17 protein-coding genes are annotated in these 18,075 nt (G+C 72.5%); 10 read left to right on the forward strand and 7 right to left on the reverse strand.

Annotated features, from left to right (window positions below; translation table 11 throughout):
* The first annotated feature begins 32 nt into the window (after positions 1-32).
* Positions 33-899 carry an SCO6745 family protein gene (locus tag UWG_RS31130; protein ID WP_016910180.1) on the forward strand — a complete coding sequence of 289 codons (867 nt, stop codon included), beginning with the start codon at positions 33-35 and terminating at the stop codon, positions 897-899.
* Between the two features lie 191 nt (positions 900-1,090).
* Here the strand turns inward: UWG_RS31130 and UWG_RS33205 are convergent, their stop codons facing one another.
* Positions 1,091-1,441, reverse strand: a complete 351-nt coding sequence (locus tag UWG_RS33205; protein ID WP_016910181.1) for a hypothetical protein — start codon at positions 1,439-1,441, stop codon at positions 1,091-1,093.
* 64 nt (positions 1,442-1,505) lie between these two features.
* Between UWG_RS33205 and UWG_RS0126315 the strand changes: the two genes are divergently transcribed.
* Positions 1,506-1,964 (forward strand): pyridoxamine 5'-phosphate oxidase family protein, encoded by a 459-nt coding sequence (locus UWG_RS0126315; RefSeq protein ID WP_016910182.1) that lies wholly within the window; start codon positions 1,506-1,508, stop codon positions 1,962-1,964.
* A gap of 130 nt (positions 1,965-2,094) precedes the next feature.
* On the opposite strand, the gene UWG_RS0126320 is transcribed toward UWG_RS0126315, so the two are convergent.
* Positions 2,095-2,865 (reverse strand): IclR family transcriptional regulator, encoded by a 771-nt coding sequence (locus tag UWG_RS0126320; RefSeq protein WP_016910183.1) that lies wholly within the window; start codon positions 2,863-2,865, stop codon positions 2,095-2,097.
* Positions 2,866-2,936: 71 nt separating this feature from the next.
* Between UWG_RS0126320 and UWG_RS0126325 the strand changes: the two genes are divergently transcribed.
* From UWG_RS0126325 to UWG_RS0126340, 4 genes are read left to right on the forward strand one after another with little or no spacing between them, the layout of a single operon-like run.
* A complete protein-coding gene (locus UWG_RS0126325; protein WP_029391788.1) occupies positions 2,937-4,106 on the forward strand; it encodes a cupin domain-containing protein in 1,170 nt (389 codons plus the stop codon).
* On the forward strand, positions 4,103-4,948 hold the full coding sequence (locus UWG_RS0126330) for a fumarylacetoacetate hydrolase family protein (RefSeq protein ID WP_016910185.1): 846 nt from the start codon (positions 4,103-4,105) through the stop codon (positions 4,946-4,948). The genes UWG_RS0126325 and UWG_RS0126330 overlap by 4 nt, the downstream gene beginning before the upstream one ends.
* The gene (locus tag UWG_RS0126335) at positions 4,948-5,655 is read left to right on the forward strand and encodes a maleylpyruvate isomerase family mycothiol-dependent enzyme (protein WP_016910186.1); all 708 of its coding nucleotides are present in this window, start codon (positions 4,948-4,950) and stop codon (positions 5,653-5,655) included. The genes UWG_RS0126330 and UWG_RS0126335 overlap by 1 nt, the downstream gene beginning before the upstream one ends.
* Before the next feature lie 35 nt (positions 5,656-5,690).
* Entirely contained in the window at positions 5,691-6,983 is a 1,293-nt protein-coding gene (locus UWG_RS0126340; RefSeq protein WP_193386486.1) for an FAD-dependent oxidoreductase, read from the forward strand.
* 367 nt (positions 6,984-7,350) lie between these two features.
* Here UWG_RS0126340 and UWG_RS0126345 read toward each other — a convergent pair whose 3' ends face one another.
* Both UWG_RS0126345 and UWG_RS0126350 read right to left on the reverse strand, forming a co-directional pair.
* Positions 7,351-8,010, reverse strand: coding sequence for a DUF6518 family protein (locus tag UWG_RS0126345; protein ID WP_016910188.1), 660 nt, complete (start codon positions 8,008-8,010; stop codon positions 7,351-7,353).
* Positions 8,011-8,281: 271 nt separating this feature from the next.
* Positions 8,282-10,324 (reverse strand): prolyl oligopeptidase family serine peptidase, encoded by a 2,043-nt coding sequence (locus UWG_RS0126350; protein WP_016910189.1) that lies wholly within the window; start codon positions 10,322-10,324, stop codon positions 8,282-8,284.
* 106 nt (positions 10,325-10,430) lie between these two features.
* On the opposite strand from UWG_RS0126350, the gene UWG_RS32410 reads away from it, so the two are divergent.
* Positions 10,431-10,601, forward strand: a complete 171-nt coding sequence (locus UWG_RS32410) for an SDR family oxidoreductase (RefSeq protein WP_016910190.1) — start codon at positions 10,431-10,433, stop codon at positions 10,599-10,601.
* Between the two features lie 64 nt (positions 10,602-10,665).
* On the opposite strand, the gene UWG_RS0126360 is transcribed toward UWG_RS32410, so the two are convergent.
* Complete coding sequence (locus UWG_RS0126360; protein ID WP_016910191.1) at positions 10,666-12,273, reverse strand: NHL repeat-containing protein; 1,608 nt, start codon at positions 12,271-12,273, stop codon at positions 10,666-10,668.
* Entirely contained in the window at positions 12,263-14,113 is a 1,851-nt protein-coding gene (locus UWG_RS0126365; protein WP_050988654.1) for a flavin-containing monooxygenase, read from the reverse strand. Before UWG_RS0126365 ends, UWG_RS0126360 begins: the two co-directional genes overlap by 11 nt.
* 635 nt (positions 14,114-14,748) lie before the next feature.
* On the opposite strand from UWG_RS0126365, the gene UWG_RS0126370 reads away from it, so the two are divergent.
* Together UWG_RS0126370 and UWG_RS0126375 are read left to right on the forward strand one after the other, a co-directional pair.
* Positions 14,749-15,663, forward strand: coding sequence for an AurF N-oxygenase family protein (locus UWG_RS0126370; RefSeq protein ID WP_016910193.1), 915 nt, complete (start codon positions 14,749-14,751; stop codon positions 15,661-15,663).
* A 46-nt stretch (positions 15,664-15,709) separates the two neighbouring features.
* On the forward strand, positions 15,710-17,356 hold the full coding sequence (locus UWG_RS0126375) for an FAD-dependent oxidoreductase (protein ID WP_016910194.1): 1,647 nt from the start codon (positions 15,710-15,712) through the stop codon (positions 17,354-17,356).
* 113 nt (positions 17,357-17,469) lie between these two features.
* Here the strand turns inward: UWG_RS0126375 and UWG_RS32610 are convergent, their stop codons facing one another.
* The gene (locus tag UWG_RS32610) at positions 17,470-17,619 is read right to left on the reverse strand and encodes a hypothetical protein (RefSeq protein ID WP_016910195.1); all 150 of its coding nucleotides are present in this window, start codon (positions 17,617-17,619) and stop codon (positions 17,470-17,472) included.
* Positions 17,620-17,881: 262 nt separating this feature from the next.
* Between UWG_RS32610 and UWG_RS0126385 the strand changes: the two genes are divergently transcribed.
* On the forward strand, positions 17,882-18,075 hold a 194-nt coding region (locus tag UWG_RS0126385; protein WP_029391789.1), incomplete at its 3' end, for a helix-turn-helix domain-containing protein.

An 18,075-nucleotide genomic window follows, 5' to 3' on the forward strand; every position in this document is an offset into this window, starting at 1 on the left:
CCGCCAGCACCTTTGGTCGTGCCAACGTGGACATGAACGCCGTTCGCGAGGTCAGCCTCACCATCAACGCGACCCACCTGTTCGTCTACTTCGTCCCCGAGGCACCGGAGGAGGCCGCCGAGCTCGGCGTCACCGAGTACGCGCCGGCGTACTTCGCGTTCCGGTCGGCCCCGATGGGCGCGGTCCCGTGGCAGGTCACGCTCGCGGCCTTCTACAACTTCAGCCCACGCTCAGTGCAGGCCATGGCAGACGTGTGGAACACCGCCACGCCAGAGCAGTGGCAGGCCGCTCGCTTCGCGGCCGTCGATCGTGCGATGCGGCGCGTCGGCGTAGACCTCACCGCCGATCAGATCGCGGAGGCACGATCGCTGATCGACCCGGTCGTCTCGCGTGCCGACTACGCCGGTAAGACGATGGCTGCCGCCAACGCCTCCGTGCCCCTCCCATCCGACCCGCTCGTCGCGCTATGGCAGCAGATCACGGTGGTGCGCGAGTGGCGCGGCGACGCGCACTTCATCGTGCTCGCCGCCAACGACCTCGGGCCGTGCGACTGCAACGTTCTGCAAACCGCGACAGGTCACTTCCCGGAAGCGATCGCACGTGCCACCCGGCTGTGGAACGACGAGGAGGTGGCCGCGGCAACGACACGCCTCGTCGCACGCGGCTGGCTCAACGCCGACGGCACGGCGACCGATGCCGGCATCGCGGCGCGCGAGCAGATCGAGGTCGAGACCGACGAGCACTGCGCCGCGCTGTGGACGCCGATCGGCGACGCGAACGTCCGTCGCCTCACCTCGCTCCTCATGCCGATCCACGACACGTTCACCGCAGCCGGGACATACCCCTTCCGCGTCGAGATGGCAGACACGCAGTCCGCCGATCCGGAGGCCGCCAGGTAGTCCCATAGCGGTGGCGGGACGTCCCGCCACCGGCCGGGACAAAGTGTCCGGTCGGCGCCGCGGCGCCCAGGTGCGCCGCGGCCACGCCGGCCGCCCGGCGAACTTGACCCTGCGACGGGCGCGGGGCACGGCGCGTTTCATAGGGGACCGCTCGTGAAACACCCGCCTGTCCGGCGGTCCACTCGCGGCGATCATGTTGCATGAATTGTCGCAAACGACTGGACGCCACTCATGCAACGGTCGGTCGTGAGCGGCGACTTCGAGCGCGCGGAAGTCAACGACTGCCCGATGTCCACCCGCGCCGCCATCCGGCCGCACTGGAGAAGGCGGTTGCCCCAGCCGGTGAACTGCGTGCCTACGGTGTCCGTGCCGCCCTCGTCGTCCACGAGCACAAGCGGCTCGGCCGCGGAATCGAACTGGCAACGCTCGCCGAGGGGTTGCAGGCCGGTGACGTCGGCTTGGAGTTCCTCGCCGTGGGAACTCCACAGCTCACGCGCCCCCTCCGGCCCCGTCCCCGTCCAGTGAAGACGAACGTGTCCCACACGAGCGTCAGTTGACCGCCCGGCGACGCGGAATACCCCGCGACGTACGGAAGTTGAGCGCACCATGACGCAGCAACCAGGCCCCCGCGGCCTGACCGACGACACCCTCTCCGCCATGCTCGCCGCCCAGCAGTTCGGCACTCTCGCCACCAACAAGCGCAACGGGCATCCCCACCTCACGACCATGCTCTACTCCTGGGACGCCGAAGCGCGCCTCGTGCGGTTCTCCACCACCGCCGACCGCGTCAAGGTCGCACAGCTACGGCGCGATCCGCGCGCGGCCCTGCACGTCTCCGGCGGGGATGTCTGGTCGTTCGCCGTGGCCGAGGGCGAGGCCGAGGTCTCGGAACCGACCGCCACGCCGGGTGACGCGATCGGGCGGGAGCTGCTCGCGATCGTTCCCGAGCCGGGTAAGCCGCTGGACGAGGAGGCGTTCTTCGAGCAGCTCGTGGCCGAGCGCCGGGTCGTCGTCCGGTTGAGGGCGCAGCGGTTGTACGGGACGGCGCTCGACTTCGACGGTTGAGCCGCCTGGCGGCTCTTGCCGGACAGGTTACGGGGGACGGCTCGGCGTTCTCGAGCGTTTGCGGCTCGGCCGGACCGCCTGAGCGCCCCGCGGGCCCGCCAACCATCCTCGATCGCAGACGAGTTGGTGGTCACGCCCCCGCGAGGTCCGACTCCAGCGCGCGTGCCGCCGCGTCGAGCGTCGCGACGAGCGAGCGCAGCCGGTGCGGGGAATAGCGGACGCTCGGCATGGAGAGCGAGAGGCCCGCCTGCGGGACGCCGTCGGCGCGCACAGGGACGCCGACGGCGACGAGCCCGCGCTCCGAGCGCTGCTGGTTGACGGCGAACCCGTTGCGCGCGACGCGCCTCAACTCGGTGCGCAGCGCGGGGAGATGGGGGCGGTCTCCCGGGCGGTCGCGGTAGCGGTCGTGGGCGAAGACCTCTTCGAGTTCCGCGTCGTCGAGCTCGCTGAGGAGGAGCAGCCCCGCCGTGGTGCGGTGCGCGGGGAAGACCATCCCCTCGCGCGAGCCGACACGGAGCGAGCGTGAGCACTCCACGCTGGCGAGGAAGCGAGCGGTGTCCCCCGTGCGCACCGTGAGGTTGGCCGTCTCCTCCAGGAGGTCGACGAGGCGGTGGAGATGGGGGAGCGCCGCGGTGCGCAGCCGGGAGACCTGCGACCGGGAGTGCGCGGCGAGTTCGAGGACGGGGCCCGCGCGGTAGACGCGGTTCTCCTCCTGCACGGCGAAGTCCCGGTAGACGAGCATCGCGAGGAGCCGGTGTGCCGTGGACCTTGCGACGCCGAGGCGGTCCGCGATCTGCGAAACGGTCGCCTCGCCCTCCATCTGCAGGATCGTCGCCGCCCTCAGGGCGTGGTCGACGCTGGCGACGGGGTAGGGCGGCGGGGTCTTGAGGGGTTTGTCCACAGCGCCTCCACCGATTTCTGCTCTCCGGAATCTACATGTCCGCACAGCGCACCGGACCCACTCTGTGACACGTGACTCAGTCCTCCCGTACTCAAGAGCCCGCCACGGGCACCCCCGTCCGGCTCCGGGCCGTCTCAGCAGCAGGGCAGCCCGAAGTCACCCCGGAACTCCAGGAGTTGTACCGGGGCTTCGAAGAGGAGCTGCTCGTCCCGCTGTGGACCGAGATCGGCGACCTGATGCCCGCCCATCCGCGCTCGCGCGCCGTGCCGCACGTCTGGCGCTGGGAGCGGCTGCGTACCCTCGCGGACAAGGCCGGGCACCTCGTGCCCGTCGGCCGCGGCGGCGAGCGGCGCGCCATCGCGCTCGCCAACCCGGCGCTGGACGGGCGGCCGTTCGCCACGCCCACCCTGTGGGCCGCCATCCAGTACCTCATGCCGGGTGAGGACGCTCCGGAGCATCGGCACACCCAGCACGCGTTCCGGTTCGTCGTCGAGGGCGAGGGCGTCTGGACGGTCGTCGGCGGCGACCCGGTGGCGATGCGCCGCGGCGACTTCCTGCCGCAGGCGGGCTGGAACCTGCACGCCCACCACAACGCCACGGCCGAGCCGATGGCGTGGATCGACGGCCTCGACATCCCCTTCCAGTACGCCACCGAGGCGCAGTTCTTCGAGTTCGGCCGGGACGCGATCAGCGAGGCCGAGCGGACGACGCCGGAGCGCTCGCGTGCCGAACGCCTCTGGGGGCACCCGGGTCTCCGCCCGGTGTCCACGGGCGAACTCGCCTCCGGCACACCCCTGTTGGCGTACCGCTGGGAGCACACCGACCGTGCCCTGAGCGAGCAACTCGCCCTCGAAGCCGAAGGGTTCGGCGGCACCGTCGAGCCGGGCCACGCAGCCGTGCGGTACACCAACCCGGCGACCGGCGCCGACGTGCTGCCGACGATCCGGGCCGAGGTGCACCGCGTCGCCCGGGGCGCCGAGACGGCGCCGGTGCGCGAGACGGGGTCCTCCGTCCACCAGGTCTTCGACGGGTCGGGGACCGTCGACGTCGGCGGGCGCGCGTGGTCCGTGACGCGTGGCGACCTCTTCGTCGTTCCGTCGTGGCAGCCGTTCTCCGTCCGCTCCGAGGCCGGTCCGACCGACTCGGATTCCGGCGCCCTCGACCTCTTCCGCTTCAGCGACTCCCCGATCTTCGAGTCGCTGGGCCTCGACCGCACCCAAGAGGAAGGAACCGTCCGATGAAGTTCGCGACCATCCGTACCGGCGGCACGACCAGGGCCGTCAGGGTCGACGACGACGTCCTGGTCGACCTCGGCGCGCGGGACGTCGGCGCTCTCCTCGCCGAGAAGGGTTGGACGGAGCGGGCCGCAGCGGCCGGCGAGGGCGCGCGGACGTACGCTGCGGCCGACGCCGACTACGCGCCGCTCGTCCCGCAGCCGTCGAAGGTCGTCTGCGTCGGCCTCAACTACCGCAACCACATACAGGAGATGGGGCGGGATCTTCCCGAACACCCCACGCTCTTCGCCAAGTTCGCCGACTCCCTCATCGGCGCCCGTGACGGGATCGTCCGCCCGCCGGAGACCGAGGCATTCGACTGGGAGGCCGAACTCGCCGTCGTCGTGGGCGAGTCCGTGCGGCGCGCGACCGGAGCCGCGGCCGAGCAGGCGATCGCCGGATTCACCGTCCTCAACGACGTCACCTGCCGCGACTGGCAGTTCCGCACCCGCGAGTGGCTCCAGGGCAAGACGTGGGACTCCAGCACGCCGGTCGGCCCCTGCCTGGTGACCCCCGACGAGCTCCGGGGCGGTGTGCGCCCCGCACTCGACGTCAGGCTGACGGTCGACGGTGAGGTCATGCAGGCCGACACCACGGGCGACCTGCTCTTCGACCCGGTGGACCTCGTCGCGTACGTCTCGACGATCGTGCGCCTCAACCCCGGCGACCTCATCGCCACGGGCACCCCCGGCGGCGTCGGCCAGGCGAGGGACCCGCAGCGGTTCCTGCGCGGCGGGGAGGAGGTGGTCGCCGAGATCGACGGCATCGGGCGGCTGGAGAACCGCGTCGTCGAGGAGAAGTCCGCCTGATGGCCCGCACGTTCGACGAGGCGCGTGAGTGGGCCGCCCTCGGCAGCTCCCTCTTCCTCGACGCCGCCGATCTCGACGCCGCCGGCCTCGCGGCGCCGAGCGCGCTTCCCGGCTGGACCCGTAAGCACCTGGTCGCCCACGTCGCCGCCAACGCCGACGCGCTCGGCAACCTCGTCCACTGGGCGGCGACGGGCGAGCGGACGCCGATGTACTCCTCGCCCGAGGAGCGAGACGCCGGGATCGCGGAGGGCGCCGAGCTGCCCGCGCCCCGGCTCCTCGCCTGGCTGCGGCGGTCGGCCGACGAACTCGCCACCGCGGCCGAGGCGTTGGACGACCGCCGGTGGCAGGCGCTCGTCGTGACGGCGCAGGGCCGCACCGTGCCCGCGACCGAGCTGCCGTGGATGCGCGCGCGGGAGGTGTGCGTCCACGCCGTGGACCTCGGCACCGGGGTCACCTTCGCCGACCTGCCCGCCGGGTTCCTCTCCGCCCTCTGCGACGACGCCGTGGCGAAGCGCACCAGGGGCGGCGGCCCCGCGCTCACCCTGCACGCCGGCGACACGGGAGGGCGCTGGGCGCTCTCCGGCGGCGGTGCGGCGGCCGAACTCACCTCCTCTCTCGCCGAGTTGACGGCGTACCTCACGGGCCGGGAGCACGCCCTCACGTTCCCCTCCGGCGAGCCGGCGCCCGCTCTGCCCCCGTGGCTGTGAAGGGCCCGCCCACGCAAGCACCCAAGGAAGAGACGATGAACCCTGCACCAACTACTGCCGACGGCGGAGCCGACGTGCTCGTCGTCGGTGGCGGCATCGGCGGCCTCAGCTCCGCGTTCGCCCTCGCCCGCGAAGGGTTGAGGGTACGCGTCCTCGAACGCGCCCAGGAGTTCGGCGAGGTCGGCGCCGGTATCCAGGTCGCCCCCAACTGCACCCGCATCCTTGCCGATTACGGACTGCTCGACGAGGCGAAAGGCCTCGGCGTGCTCCCGGAGAACATGGTGATGCGGGACGCGCTCGACGGCCGCGAACTCACCCGCCTCGACCTGCGGGACCTGGAGCGCCGCTACGGCTCGCCCTACATGGTCATCCACCGCAGCGACCTGCACGGCATCTTCCTGCGCGCCTGCCGCCGCGCCGGCGTCGAACTCCTCACCGATCGAACCGTCGTGGAGTACGAGCAGACCGCTGACGGCGCCCGCGTACTCCTGGAGGACGGCGGCACCGAGGAGGCGTCCGTCGTCCTCGCCGCCGACGGACTGCACTCGGTGGCCCGGCGGCAACTCGTCGGGGACGCCGTCGTCAGCTCCGACTACGTCGCCTACCGGGCCGCCGTCCCCATCGGCGAGGTGCGCACGCACGGTGTGGCGGAGCAGGACGTCACCGTCCACGTCGGCCCGCGCTGCCATTTCGTCCAGTACGCGCTCCGCGGCGGTGAGATGTTCAACCAGGTCGCCGTCTTCGAATCACCGAAGGCCCGTGCGGGAAAGAAGGATTGGGGCACGCCCGACGAGCTCGACGCCGCCTTCGTCGGCACCTGCGACACCGTCCGCAAGGGCATCCCGCTGATGTGGCGGGACCGGTGGTGGCAGATGCTCGACCGGGACCCGGTCGACACCTGGATACACGGAAGAGTCGCCCTCCTCGGCGACGCGGCCCACCCGCCGCTCCAGTACATGGCGCAGGGCGCGATCATGGCGATCGAGGACGGATGGGTGCTCGCCCGCCACGTCGCACGGCGCCTCGGCGGCGCCGGCGGCCTCGACTGGGATGCGGTGCTCGCCGCCTACCAGGCCGTCCGCGTCGAGCACTGCCGCAGGGTGCTGAACACGGCGCGCGCCTGGGGCGAGTTGTGGCACCTCGACGGCACGAAGCGGCGGCAGCGCAACGTCTTCCTGCGCGCTCGGGACACCTACGACTACGGCTTCACCGACTGGGTCTACGGCCCCACGGCGCTGGAGCCCGACGAGGAGCCCGAGATGTTCACCGCCGTCCCGCTCGCCTCGGTGCGGCTGCCCGAGGCCGAAGGGGAGGAAACGGCGGTATAGCGGGCGCTGCTGCGGAAGACGTCCCTGGGCGTGCGGTGGGTAGCAGAGGCACTGCGCGGGGGTGTCCGGGCGGCGGAAGGCCCGGTCCGGTTCGAAGCGGCTTCTCGCCGACTGGGCTGCACGGCAGGTGCGTTGGCGCGTACCGGCACCCGCGCGGCGTCCGTCCCGGGGGTGGCCGCTGCTCCCCGCCCAACGACGGTGCTGTGCTGATCGAGAGCGCTGCGGCGTGGCGGGAGCGCGGTCCGCACGACGTCGCGCAAGTGCGCCGTGCTCGGCGTGCGGCGGCCGACGTCGCGCCGCTGGTCCTCCACGCCGGCACCGTCGCGGTCCGACCGGCGGGCGCCCAACTCGCCTCCGCGCGGCGTGTTCACAGCATCAACGCCGTCTCCAGCAGGACCAGCGACGCGGCCACGGCTCCCGCGCCGGCGACCAGCGTCAGCAGAGCGTAGCTCCGCTCCCGCACGAAGCGGGCGAGGAGCAGGGGGAGCAGGAGGCTGACGAGGAGGTAGCACCATCCGGCGGCCGCCCCAGGGCCGGTGCCGGAGTCGGCCGCGAGCCGCAGGAAATGCAGTCCCTCCACGCCCCAGACCGACCCTGTCAGCCCGGCGGCCACCGTCCGGACATGCCGCCGGTCGTCCTTGAGGAGCGCGCCGGCCGCACCGTGGACCGGGCCGGCCACCACACCGGCGACGATCCAGACCAGCACGGAGGACATACCGGAGGAGAACCCCCGGAACTCCGCGGTAACGAAGTACCCGGCCACCAAGCCGACTTGCGACAGCAGCCCGGCCGCTGCCGCCCCGCGCCAGCGGCCGGGAGCACGCAAACCGACGAGGAAGGCGACCGCGACCCACGGGGAGGCCGAGTTGACGAGCGCGTGCCAGCCGCCGGGGAGGACGGTCTGACCGAAGGAGGTCAGGGCTCCTGCCGCGAGGCCCGCGGCGAGGGCGAGTCCGCAGAGCTGCCACGGCGGGAGGGCGGCGGAAACCGGGGCGCGCGTACCGGTCGGATGCGCGGTCGTGGACACGGGCGTACCTCTTCTGATCACGTGCTTCTCGGCGCGGGCTGCGTGCGGCGCGCGTGCACGCCGGCCGCCCGGCATCCCCGGCGCATCCAGGGCTGCGGGCCGTCAGGCAACCACGGCCCCGCGCCTGCCCCAAGGCGGTGGGACAGCTTGTTACAGGGCTCGGACACGCCGCGGGCACGACCGCCGCAGCACCGCACCGCGGGCAGCGGCCGTCCGCGAAGGCACGTACGAGTCGATCCGGTACCGGGGGAAGGCCCCGCCGGTCGACCCGTCACTCCGGTACCCGCCGCTCCTCGCCCAACTCCCGCCACAGGAAGGTGTGGACGAGTGCTTCGAGGAAGGCCGCGTCGCCGTGGTCGGAGGCGCCCGAGTGCCCTCCGCCGGTGTTCTCGAAGTACTCGCAGGGCAGCCCGAGTTCGCGCATGCGAGCGGCCATCTTCCGTGCGTGGCCCGGGTGTACGCGGTCGTCGCGGGTGGAGGTCGTCAGCAGCAGGGGCGGAGAGCCGTGCCCCGTCCGGAGGTTGTGGTACGGAGACCAGCGCAGCAGGTGCGCTCGCTCCTCGGGCACCTCGGGGTCGCCGTACTCGGCCGTCCAGGAGGCGCCGGCGAGGAGCCGGTGGTACCGCACCATGTCCAGCAGCGGCGCCTCGGAGACGACGGCGCCGAAGAGTTCGGGACGGCGCGTGAGCATCACCCCGGTCAGCAGGCCCCCGTTGCTGCCCCCGGAGGCGCCGAGGCGTCCGGGCGTCGTGATGCCCCGCGCGACGAGGTCCTGCGCCACCGCGGCGAAGTCGTCGAACGCGGCCTCCCGGCGGGCGCCGAGCGCGGCACGGTGCCACGCGGGTCCGTACTCGCCGCCGCCGCGGATGTTCGCCACCGCGTACGTGCCGCCGCGCTCCAGCCAACTCCGGCCCGTCACCGCGGAGTAGAGCGGAGTGAGCGAAATCTCGAAGCCGCCGTAGCCGTAGAGCAGCGTGGGCCCGGGGCCCTCGCGGTCCTCGGGGCCGACGACGAAGTACGGCACGCGCGTCCCGTCGGCCGAGCGTGCGAAGTGCTGCCGTACGCACAGCCCTTCGGTCCTGAACCGTGCCGGAGCGCGGCGAAGGGTCTCGACCCCCGGGCGGCCGGCCACGACCCGGCGCAGCGCGGAGGGTCGGAGGAATCCGCCGACGTCGAAGAGGACCTCTTCCGCCGTCTCGTCGTCCTCGTACGGCGAGGTCGCAGTCACGGTGGCGGTGGCGAGCGGCGGCACCTCGCCGAGGGGGCTGCGCGACCAGCCGCCGCCCGGTTCGGGGCTGAGCAGGTGGAGCTGCGTGGACGCGTCGGTGAGCGTCGTCAGGACGAGGCGGCTGCGGGTGGTGGTGAACTCTTCGAGGACGGTGCGCTCGTCGGGGGTGAAGAGCACCTCGTACGCCCGCTCGCCCGCGAGGAACGCGTCGAGCGGGAAGGCGAGCAGCGACCCCGCGGGTTGCCCGAGCCACGGCGAGCGCACCCTCACCAGCAGCCGCTCGCGGTGGAGTTGGGGCTCGCAGTCGGCGGGCACCTCGATGCGCACGGGCTCGCCGTCCTCGGGAAGGAGGAAGAACTCGCTGTGCCAGAAGTCCCGATGGCGCACGACCAGGTCCCGCTCGAACCCGGGCGCCGGGTCGTGCCAGGCCCCGACGGAGACGTCGTCCGCAGCGCCGGCGAAGACGACGGGTGCGTCCCCGACCCGGGTTCCGCGGCGCCAGCGCCGCACGGTGCGGGGGTAGCCGGAGTCGGTGAGGGAGCCGGGACCGGTGTCGGTGGCGACGAAGACGTGGTCCTCGTCGATCCAGTCGACGGCGTTCTTCGCCTCCGGGAGCCGGAAGCCGCCCTCGACGAACGCTCCCCGGTCGAGGTCGAGTTCACGGACGACCGTGGCGTCGGCGCCGTCCCGGGAGAGCTCGACGAGGGCACGCGGCGGCCCGCCCCGCAGGACGGTGGCGCCCGCCCACACCCACCGGACGCCTTCGGCGGCGGCGAGTGCGTCCACGTCGAGAAGCGTCTCCCAGCGGGGTGCGGGGGAGCGGTACTCGTCGAGGGTGGTGCGCCGCCACACACCCAACGGGTGGTCGTGGTCGCGCCAGAAGTTGTAGAGGTGGGGGCCGCGGCGGACGACGTAGGGGATGCGCGCGGTGTCGTCGAGGACCTCGCGCACCGCGTCCCTGAGCCCTTCGAACGCGGGGTCGGCGGTGAGCGCGTCGACGGTCTCCGCGTTGCGCTCGCCGACCCAGGCGAGCGCCGCCTCGGAGTCGACGTCTTCCAACCACGCGTACGGGTCCTGCTCGGGCACGGCTCACCTCTCTGCTCCCGGCCCGTCGGACGCGGTACGGGCCGGTGCATGTCTAGCACGATGCCGCTCGCGGGTTGCGGACGGTGCCGGAGGGGGCTTCGGCGACGTGCGGCCCGGCCTGCCCGGCATCCTCGCCGAGGAGGAGTACGCACCCCCGTTCAGCCTGCTCGGCCGCTTCGGGCAGCCGCGCGAGGTCGCACGGGCGAGCCTGTGGCTCGCCTCCGAGCAGGCGCCGTATGTGACGGGCTCCGTCGACGCCGGGTACACGAACCGCTGAGCGAAAGGGCGGCGCGGCAGGAGCGGTCGAGGGCCGGGGACGCACGCGGCGCCCCCGGCCGCCGTCATCCTTCCGAGGCGCCGGCGCACGTGGGCGAGAGCCGTACCACCGTGCCTTCCCCGTTCGCCGAGAGGAGCAGGGAGCCGTCGGGTGCCGCGGTGAGGCCCGCGAAGAGGCGGGGGATGCCGGGCATGCCGTGGGCGAAGAGTGCGGGCTGCTCCGCCGGCGCGGTGCCGAGGGCCAACTCCTCGCGCTCGACCCGTCGTTCACCCGTCTTCAGGGAGATGCCGAGCAGCCGGCGCGCCTGCGCCTCCACCGTGAACACCCGCTCGCCGAGGACGGCGAGCCCCTGCGGGCCTTCGAGCCCCTCGGCGAGCGGGTACGCGCCCTCCGCGTCTAGCCGCAGCACGGCGCCGAGCACGTCGTCGCTGACGTAGCAGCGCCCTTCCGCGTCGAAGGCCACGTCGACGGGGTGCGGCAGGTCCTCGGCGAGGGTCGAGACCGCGTCGTCCTCGCCGAGGGAAATGACGCGGCCCGCGCCGCTCTCGGCCACCGCGAGCGCACCGTCCGGCGCGACGGCGACGCCCGTCGGCTGCCGCAGCCCGCTCGCGCGGACGCGGGTGGTGCCGTCTCCGGGGTCGTACGTCTCGACGCTGCCGTACTGCGAGGTGAGGTGGAGCAACTCCCCGTCGGCGACGATGCCGTGCGCGAACGGCTTCAGGCGCCGGGTGACCACGTCGGTCGTGCCGGGGGCCGCGCGGCCGGCGGGCTCCGCGAGGCGGTAGTGGTCCGCCGCGTACACCGTGCCCCGCAGATCGACGGTGACGCCGTAGGGACCGCTGAGGCCGCGGGGCAGCACCTCCCGGGTGCGCCCGTCGGGGTGCATCTCGGTGATGCCGCCGCTGGCGAAGCTGGAGACGAACATGCGGTTCTCCGCGTCGAAGGCCGCGTTGTCGAGGCCGACGAGCCCGCTGCCGATGAGGGACCGCGAGCCCGTGCCGTGCAGGTCGATGCGGGTGACGAGGCCCGACTCGCCCCGGGAGAGGACGAGCAGGACGCCGCCTCGGTCGAAGCGGACGGCGACCGGCTCGTGGACGCCGCGTGCGACGACCTCGGAGGGCCCGCCGTCCGTCGGGACGCGCCAGACCTCGCCCGTCATCATGTGCGGGTAGTAGAGGCAGCCGTCCGGGCCGACTTGCATCGCGTTGCCCATCGCGAGCCCTTCGGTGACCACCACGGGTTCCCGGCCGTCGGTGAAGAGTTCCAGCAGCCGGCCGTCCATCTTCATCTCGTTGACGAAGAGTCGGTCGCCCAGGCAGGTGATGCCGTTGGGCACCTTCACGCGGTCCGAGACGAGGGTGTACGCGCCCTGCGGGGAGCGGCGCCACACGCGTCCGGGGACGAGGTCGGCGATGTACATCGAACCGTCGGCGCCGAAGGCGAGGTCGTCGGGCGACTGGACGGGGTCGCCCGGGCCGACGACGACCTCGACGTCGCCGCTGCCCGTGTCGAGCGCGCTAATCCGGCCGGAGAGGAACTGCGCGACGTACAGCCTGCCGTCGGGGCCGAAGGCCACACCGTTGGAACCCCACAGCGGCGTCGGCGGGTTGAGCCTGCTCGCCTCCCAACTTCCTTGCGGAGAAGAGCCGTTCGCGGCGTAGTCACTGTGCATCGGCGCTCTCCTTCCAGCCGCGTCCGTCGGCCGACTCGACGAGCACCTCGTCGAGCCCGCCCTCGGTGCGCCACTGCCGCAGCAGTGCGTGGAAGGCGACCGGACCGTCCCCGAAGGACTCGCTGCGCTGCCTCGGCCTGCCCTCGTTGTTGTAGTAGCCGGGGGTGCACTCGGCGTGGAACTTGTAGAGGTCCGCGGCCTTCTCGCGGATCGTCGCGAGCCACGCCGCCTCCGCCTCGCGCGAGGGCTCCACGCGCAGGGCCCTGCTCCGCCGGGCCGCCGCGACGACCTCGGCGACGTGGGACGCCTGCTCGTCGAGGACGTGCACGAAGTTGACGGAGCTGGCGTTCTGGAGCGGGCCGAGCTGGAAGAGGTTGGGGAAGCCGTGCGAGTAGAAGCCGTGCAGGGTGCGCGGCCCCTCCCGCCACGCCTCGCCCAGGGGCAGGCCGTCCCTGCCGTGGACGGGGAGGCGCCCGGAGGTGATCCCCGAGACGCCGACCTCGAACCCGGTGCTGAAGATGATGCAGTCGACCTCGTACTCCGTCCCGCCCACCACGACGCCGGTCTCGGTGATGCGCTCGACGCCGTGCGTGTCCGCCGTGTCGACGAGGGTGACGTTGGGGCGGTTGAACGTCTGGAGGTAGTGGTCGCTGAAGGTCGGCCGCTTGCACATGTAGCGGTACCAGGGCTTGAGGAGGTCGGCCGTCTCCGGGTCCGCGACGAGTGCGTCGACGCGGTCGCGGATCTCGTTCATCTTGTGGAAGTCGGCGACCTCCAAGGCGCGTTCGCGCTCCTCGGGGCCTGTGTCCTGGTAGCCGTCGCTCGGCAGGAGGCTCTGGTGGAGGCGGGCGCTGCTCGTCCAGCTGTCGGCGACGAGGTCCTCCTCGACGTCGCCTCCGGTGACGAGCGCGAGGAAGTTCTCCCTGCGCTCCCGCTGCCAGCCGGGGGCGAGCGAGGACGCCCACGCGGCGTCGGTGGGCCGGTTGGCGCGGACGTCGACGGTGGAGGGCGTGCGCTGGAAGACGAACAACTCGGCCGCATCGGCGCCGAGATGGGGGACGACCTGGATCGCCGTCGCTCCGGTGCCGATGAGCGCGACGCGCTTGTCGGCGAGCTTGTGCAGGTTCCCCTCGGCGTCGCCGCCCGTGTACGCGTAGTCCCAGCGGCTGGTGTGGAAGGTGTGGCCCTTGAACGTCTCGATGCCGGGGATGCCGGGGAGCTTCGCCTGGCTGAGGGTGCCGCTCGCCGTGACGACGTACCGTGCGCGCATCCGGTCGCCGCGGTCGGTGGTGACGATCCACTCCGACTCGGCGTCGTCCCAGCGGAGTTCGGTGACGCGGGTCTGGAAGCAGGCGTCGCGGTAGAGGTCGAAGGTGCGCCCGACGGCCTGCGCGTGCTGCCTGATCTCCTCGCCCGGCGCGTACTTCCACTGCGGGACGTAGCCGACCTCTTCGAGGAGCGGCATATAGATGTAGGACTCGATGTCGCAGTGGATGCCGGGGTACCGGTTCCAGTACCAGGTGCCGCCGAAGTCGCCGCCCTCCTCGACGACGCGGATCGACTCGACCCCGGCCTGACGCAGCCGCGCCCCCGCGAGCAGCCCGCCGAACCCGCCGCCGACGATCGCGGCCTCGACGCGGTCCTCCAGCGGCTCGCGGGTGAACTCCGGGTCCGCGTACGGGTCGGCCGAGTAGTAGCCGAACTCTCCCTCGGCGCGCTGGTACTGCTGGTTCCCCTCCGGGCGGACCCGACGGTCCCGCTCGGCGCGGTAGCGGGCGCGCAGCGCCGCCAACTCTTCCTCGCTCACGGGAGGTTCGGCGGGGGGAGTGGATGCGGACATCGAAGTCCTCTTTCTCTCGGTGTGCGTGCTGCATGTGCACGCGCGGGGGCCCTGCGGGGCGCTCGCGGAGTCGGTGCGGTCGGGACTCCGGGCGGGAACGGCGGGTTTCGGAACGCGCGGTTCAGGCGCGGTGCGTGCGGCCGGACGGAGCGTGGCCCGGGCCCGTGGCCAGCGTCGCGCGCATGCGTGCGAGGCGGCTTCCCTGCGTCCGGGCGGACCCTGGAGCGGCGGGCCGTCGGTGGCGGACGTGGGCGTCCATGCAGCGGGTCTCTCCTCCGGCCGTTCGGCGCGTGCTCTGCCGAAGTCAACCGGAGCACCGTCCCGTAAGTCAAACAACTGACTTAAAGGAGCGGTGGGCCGGGCGGACTGCCTGTCTCCAACTCCGGCCTTCAGGACCGGAGTTCCCGGCCGACCCCGGCGCGCGGTCGGCCGGGCAGGCGCAACGCGGAAATCTCGTACCGAGGGGTAGGCCCCGCGCATCGGCTTGTTATACGGTCCGTCTAACAAGGAGGGCAGCGGCCTCCGACCTCGGCGCGCGGCCACAGGGCGGCCGCCCGCCGCACCCGTAAGCACCAGTGCTCGCAGACAGCAGCAACAGGCGGGAAAATCCCTCAGTTGGACCGAGGAGCCGCACCATGGCCAACACCACCGTGACGACGACGTCGCACCACGAGGCCGTCGAGGACGACGTCTCCCAGAAGCTGCTCGACTCCGCGGCGACGCTCGCCTACGACCCGGCCACCGAGGTCGACTGGGAGACCCCGCTCGACAAGGACTTCCACGGCGCGAGCCCCGAGTGGAGCTCCCTCTACGGCACGCGCTACTGGAAGGAGATGACCGAGGAGCAGCGCAAGGAGCTGACGCGGCAGGAGGCCGCCTCCGTCGCCTCCACCGGCATCTGGTTCGAGATGATCCTCCAGCAGATGCTGCTGCGGGACATCTACGCCAAGGACCCGACGAGCAGCGACTTCCAGTTCGCCCTCACCGAGATCGCCGACGAGTGCCGCCACTCCATCATGTTCGCGCGCGGCGCGGCGAAGCTCGGCGCCCCGCCGTACAAGCCGCCGCGCGCCGTCCTCGAACTCGGCCGCGCCTTCAAGACGGTCGCCTTCGGCGAGGCCGCCTACGCGGCGATCCTCGTCGCCGAGGAGGTCCTCGACGTCATGCAGCGCGACTGGATGCGCGACGAGCGGGTCGTCCCGTTCGTGCGGACGATCAACAACATCCACGTCGTCGAGGAATCCCGGCACATGAAGTTCGCCCGGGAGCAGACGCGCCGGCGGCTCCGGAAGGCCGGGCCGACGCGCCGGCACCTCCAGGCGTTCGTCGTCGCCGTCGCCTCGTATTTCATCGTCACCAGCATGGTCAACAAGGACGTCTACGCCAACGCGGGGCTCGACGTGAAGCGGGCGCTGCGCGAGGCGAAGGCGAATCAGCACTACAAGTCGATGGTGCGCTCGAGCTGTTCGGGCCTGATGGAGTTCCTCTCCTCCTCGCGGCTGCTCACCAGGCCCGCCCTCGCGTTCTACAAGCGCGCCAACCTCATCTGAGCGACCACCAACGACGCCCAGGGCCGAGCCGAACAGAGCTGACCACATGAGCTACGCCATCACCCAGACCTGCTGCACCGACGCGACCTGCGTCGCGGTCTGCCCCGTCAACTGCATCCATCCGACGCCGGAGGAGCGGCAGTTCGGCAGCACGGAGATGCTCCACATCGACCCGAAGACCTGCATCGACTGCGGCGCCTGCGCGGACGCCTGCCCCGTCGACGCGATCTTCCCGGTGGAGAGCCTCTCCGCGGGTCTGCGCGAGTACGCGGACCTCAACGCCGCGTACTACGAGGAGAACCCCGCGCCCGCCCCCGAGGGGCCCAACTTCCATACGTGGGGCGCCCCTTCCTTCCCGCGGAGCCTGCCCTCCGACTTCGGCCCGCTGCGGGTCGCGGTCGTCGGCACGGGGCCCGCCGGGATGTACGCGGCGCAGGACCTGCTGCTCCACACCAATTCCGAGGTGACCCTCGTCGACCGGCTCCCGGTGGCGGGCGGCCTCATGCGGTACGGCGTCGCGCCCGACCACCCCGACACCAAGAAGGCGGCCGAGACCTTCGCACGCTTCCACGACCACCCCAGGGTGCGGATGCACCTCGGCCTCTCGGTCGGCACGGACGTCACGGCGGAGGAGCTCGCCGCCCACCACGACGCGGTGGTCTACGCGGTCGGCGCCTCCGCCGACCGGCAACTCGGCATCGAGGGCGAGGAGTTGCCCGGCAGCATCTCCGCCACGCGGTTCGTCGCCTGGTACAACGCGCACCCGGACGTCCCGCCCGACGCGGTGGACCTCTCGGCGGAGCGCGTCGTGGTCGTCGGCAACGGCAACGTCGCGCTCGACGTCGCCCGTATCCTCCTAGCCGACCCGGAGGCGCTCGCCCGCACCGACATAGCCGACCACGCGCTGGAGGCGCTGCGCGCGGCCGACGTCCGCGAGGTCGTGCTGCTCGCCCGCCGCGGTCCCGAGCACGCGGCCTGCACCGCAACGGAGTTGCTCGCCCTCAAGCACCTGCCCGGCGTCGACCTCCTCGTCGACGACCACGACGAGCGGATCGCCGCAGCGATCGACGGGGCCGGCGCGAAGGAGAAGGCGGCCGTGCTCCAGGGCGTCCCCCGCGCGCCCGTCGCGTGGGAGAGCGCCCCCGGTCCCGGCCGACGCATCGTCTTCCGCTTCCACAGCGAGCCCCGCGAGGTGCTCGGGACGCGCGGGGTCTCCGCGGTGCGCACCTCCGGCGCCGCGGGCGAGCAGGAGATCCCCGCGGGCATGCTGCTCCGCTCCATCGGCTACCGCGGACTCCCTCTCGACGGGCTGCCGTTCGACGAGACGACCGGCACCGTCCCGCACGAGACGGGACGCGTCGCAGGGCGCCCCGGCACCTACGTCGTCGGCTGGATCAAGCGCGGCCCCTCCGGCGGCATCGGCGCCAACCGCACCTGCGCGGAGGAGACGGTGAGCACTCTCCTCGCCGACGCGGTGGCCGGCTCGCTCCCCGAACCCTCCGCCTCCGCCAGGGCGTTCCAGCGCCTCGCCAGATCCCGCAACCGCCGGATCGTCGACGCCCGCGGCCTCGCAGCGATCGAACGCACCGAGGCCGCCCGCGGCCACCGCGACGGGCGGCCCCGGGTGAAGCTGGCCACGGTGCCGGAGCTCGTGGCGGCGGCACGGGGCGGGCGGTGGAGGGGGCCGCGGTAGCCGTGGCCTGGCGTGCGGTGGCGCCCGCTGGAGCGGTGACGGAACGCCTCAACGGCCCTCCCGGCTACGCCGGTTGACCTCCGCCAGCTCCGCACTGAGCGTTTCCTCCGTCGTCAGGCGCGGAGCTGCCCCGGTGTGGCGTCCCACTCGCGGCCCCCGGCGAGCGGGCGCACCTGCACGTAGGGGCCTGCGTGCCCCATGACGACGCCGACGCGCTGCCGCAGCACGTCGTGGACCACCTGGCCGACGCGCGGGCCCGTCACCGCGCGGCGCCCGTCGCGTGGACGCCTGCCACCGCGGCCGTACGGGGCGAACCGCCCCAGTAGCACGGTCGATGTGAGGGGTGTCGGAGAATCATGGATCTGCTCCCGAATGAGTTGCTTCACGGCGCATGCGCGTGAGGGCCGGAATACGCTGCTATGACGTTTCCGAGGATGTATCCCGACAGCACGCCAACAGCCCCCGCGCACCAGGTGGTTACGCGAACGGGGCAGAAACTCCACACCTTCCACGCAGGGGGCCGTTGTGCCGCAGCGAAGGGCCCGCACCAGCCGCAGCCAGGAGCCGCGCCGCCGGTTCGCGGAGGAGCTGTACGCGCTGAGACGCAAGAAGGGGGAGAGCCTGCGCCGGCTCGGCGAGCAACTCGGCTGGGACTGGTCGCTCTTCGGAAAGATGGAGAAGGGCGAAACCCTCGGCAGCCCGGAGGTGGCCGAAGCTCT

The organism is Streptomyces xiaopingdaonensis (assembly GCF_000262345.1).
GTDB lineage: Bacteria > Actinomycetota > Actinomycetes > Streptomycetales > Streptomycetaceae > Streptomyces > Streptomyces xiaopingdaonensis.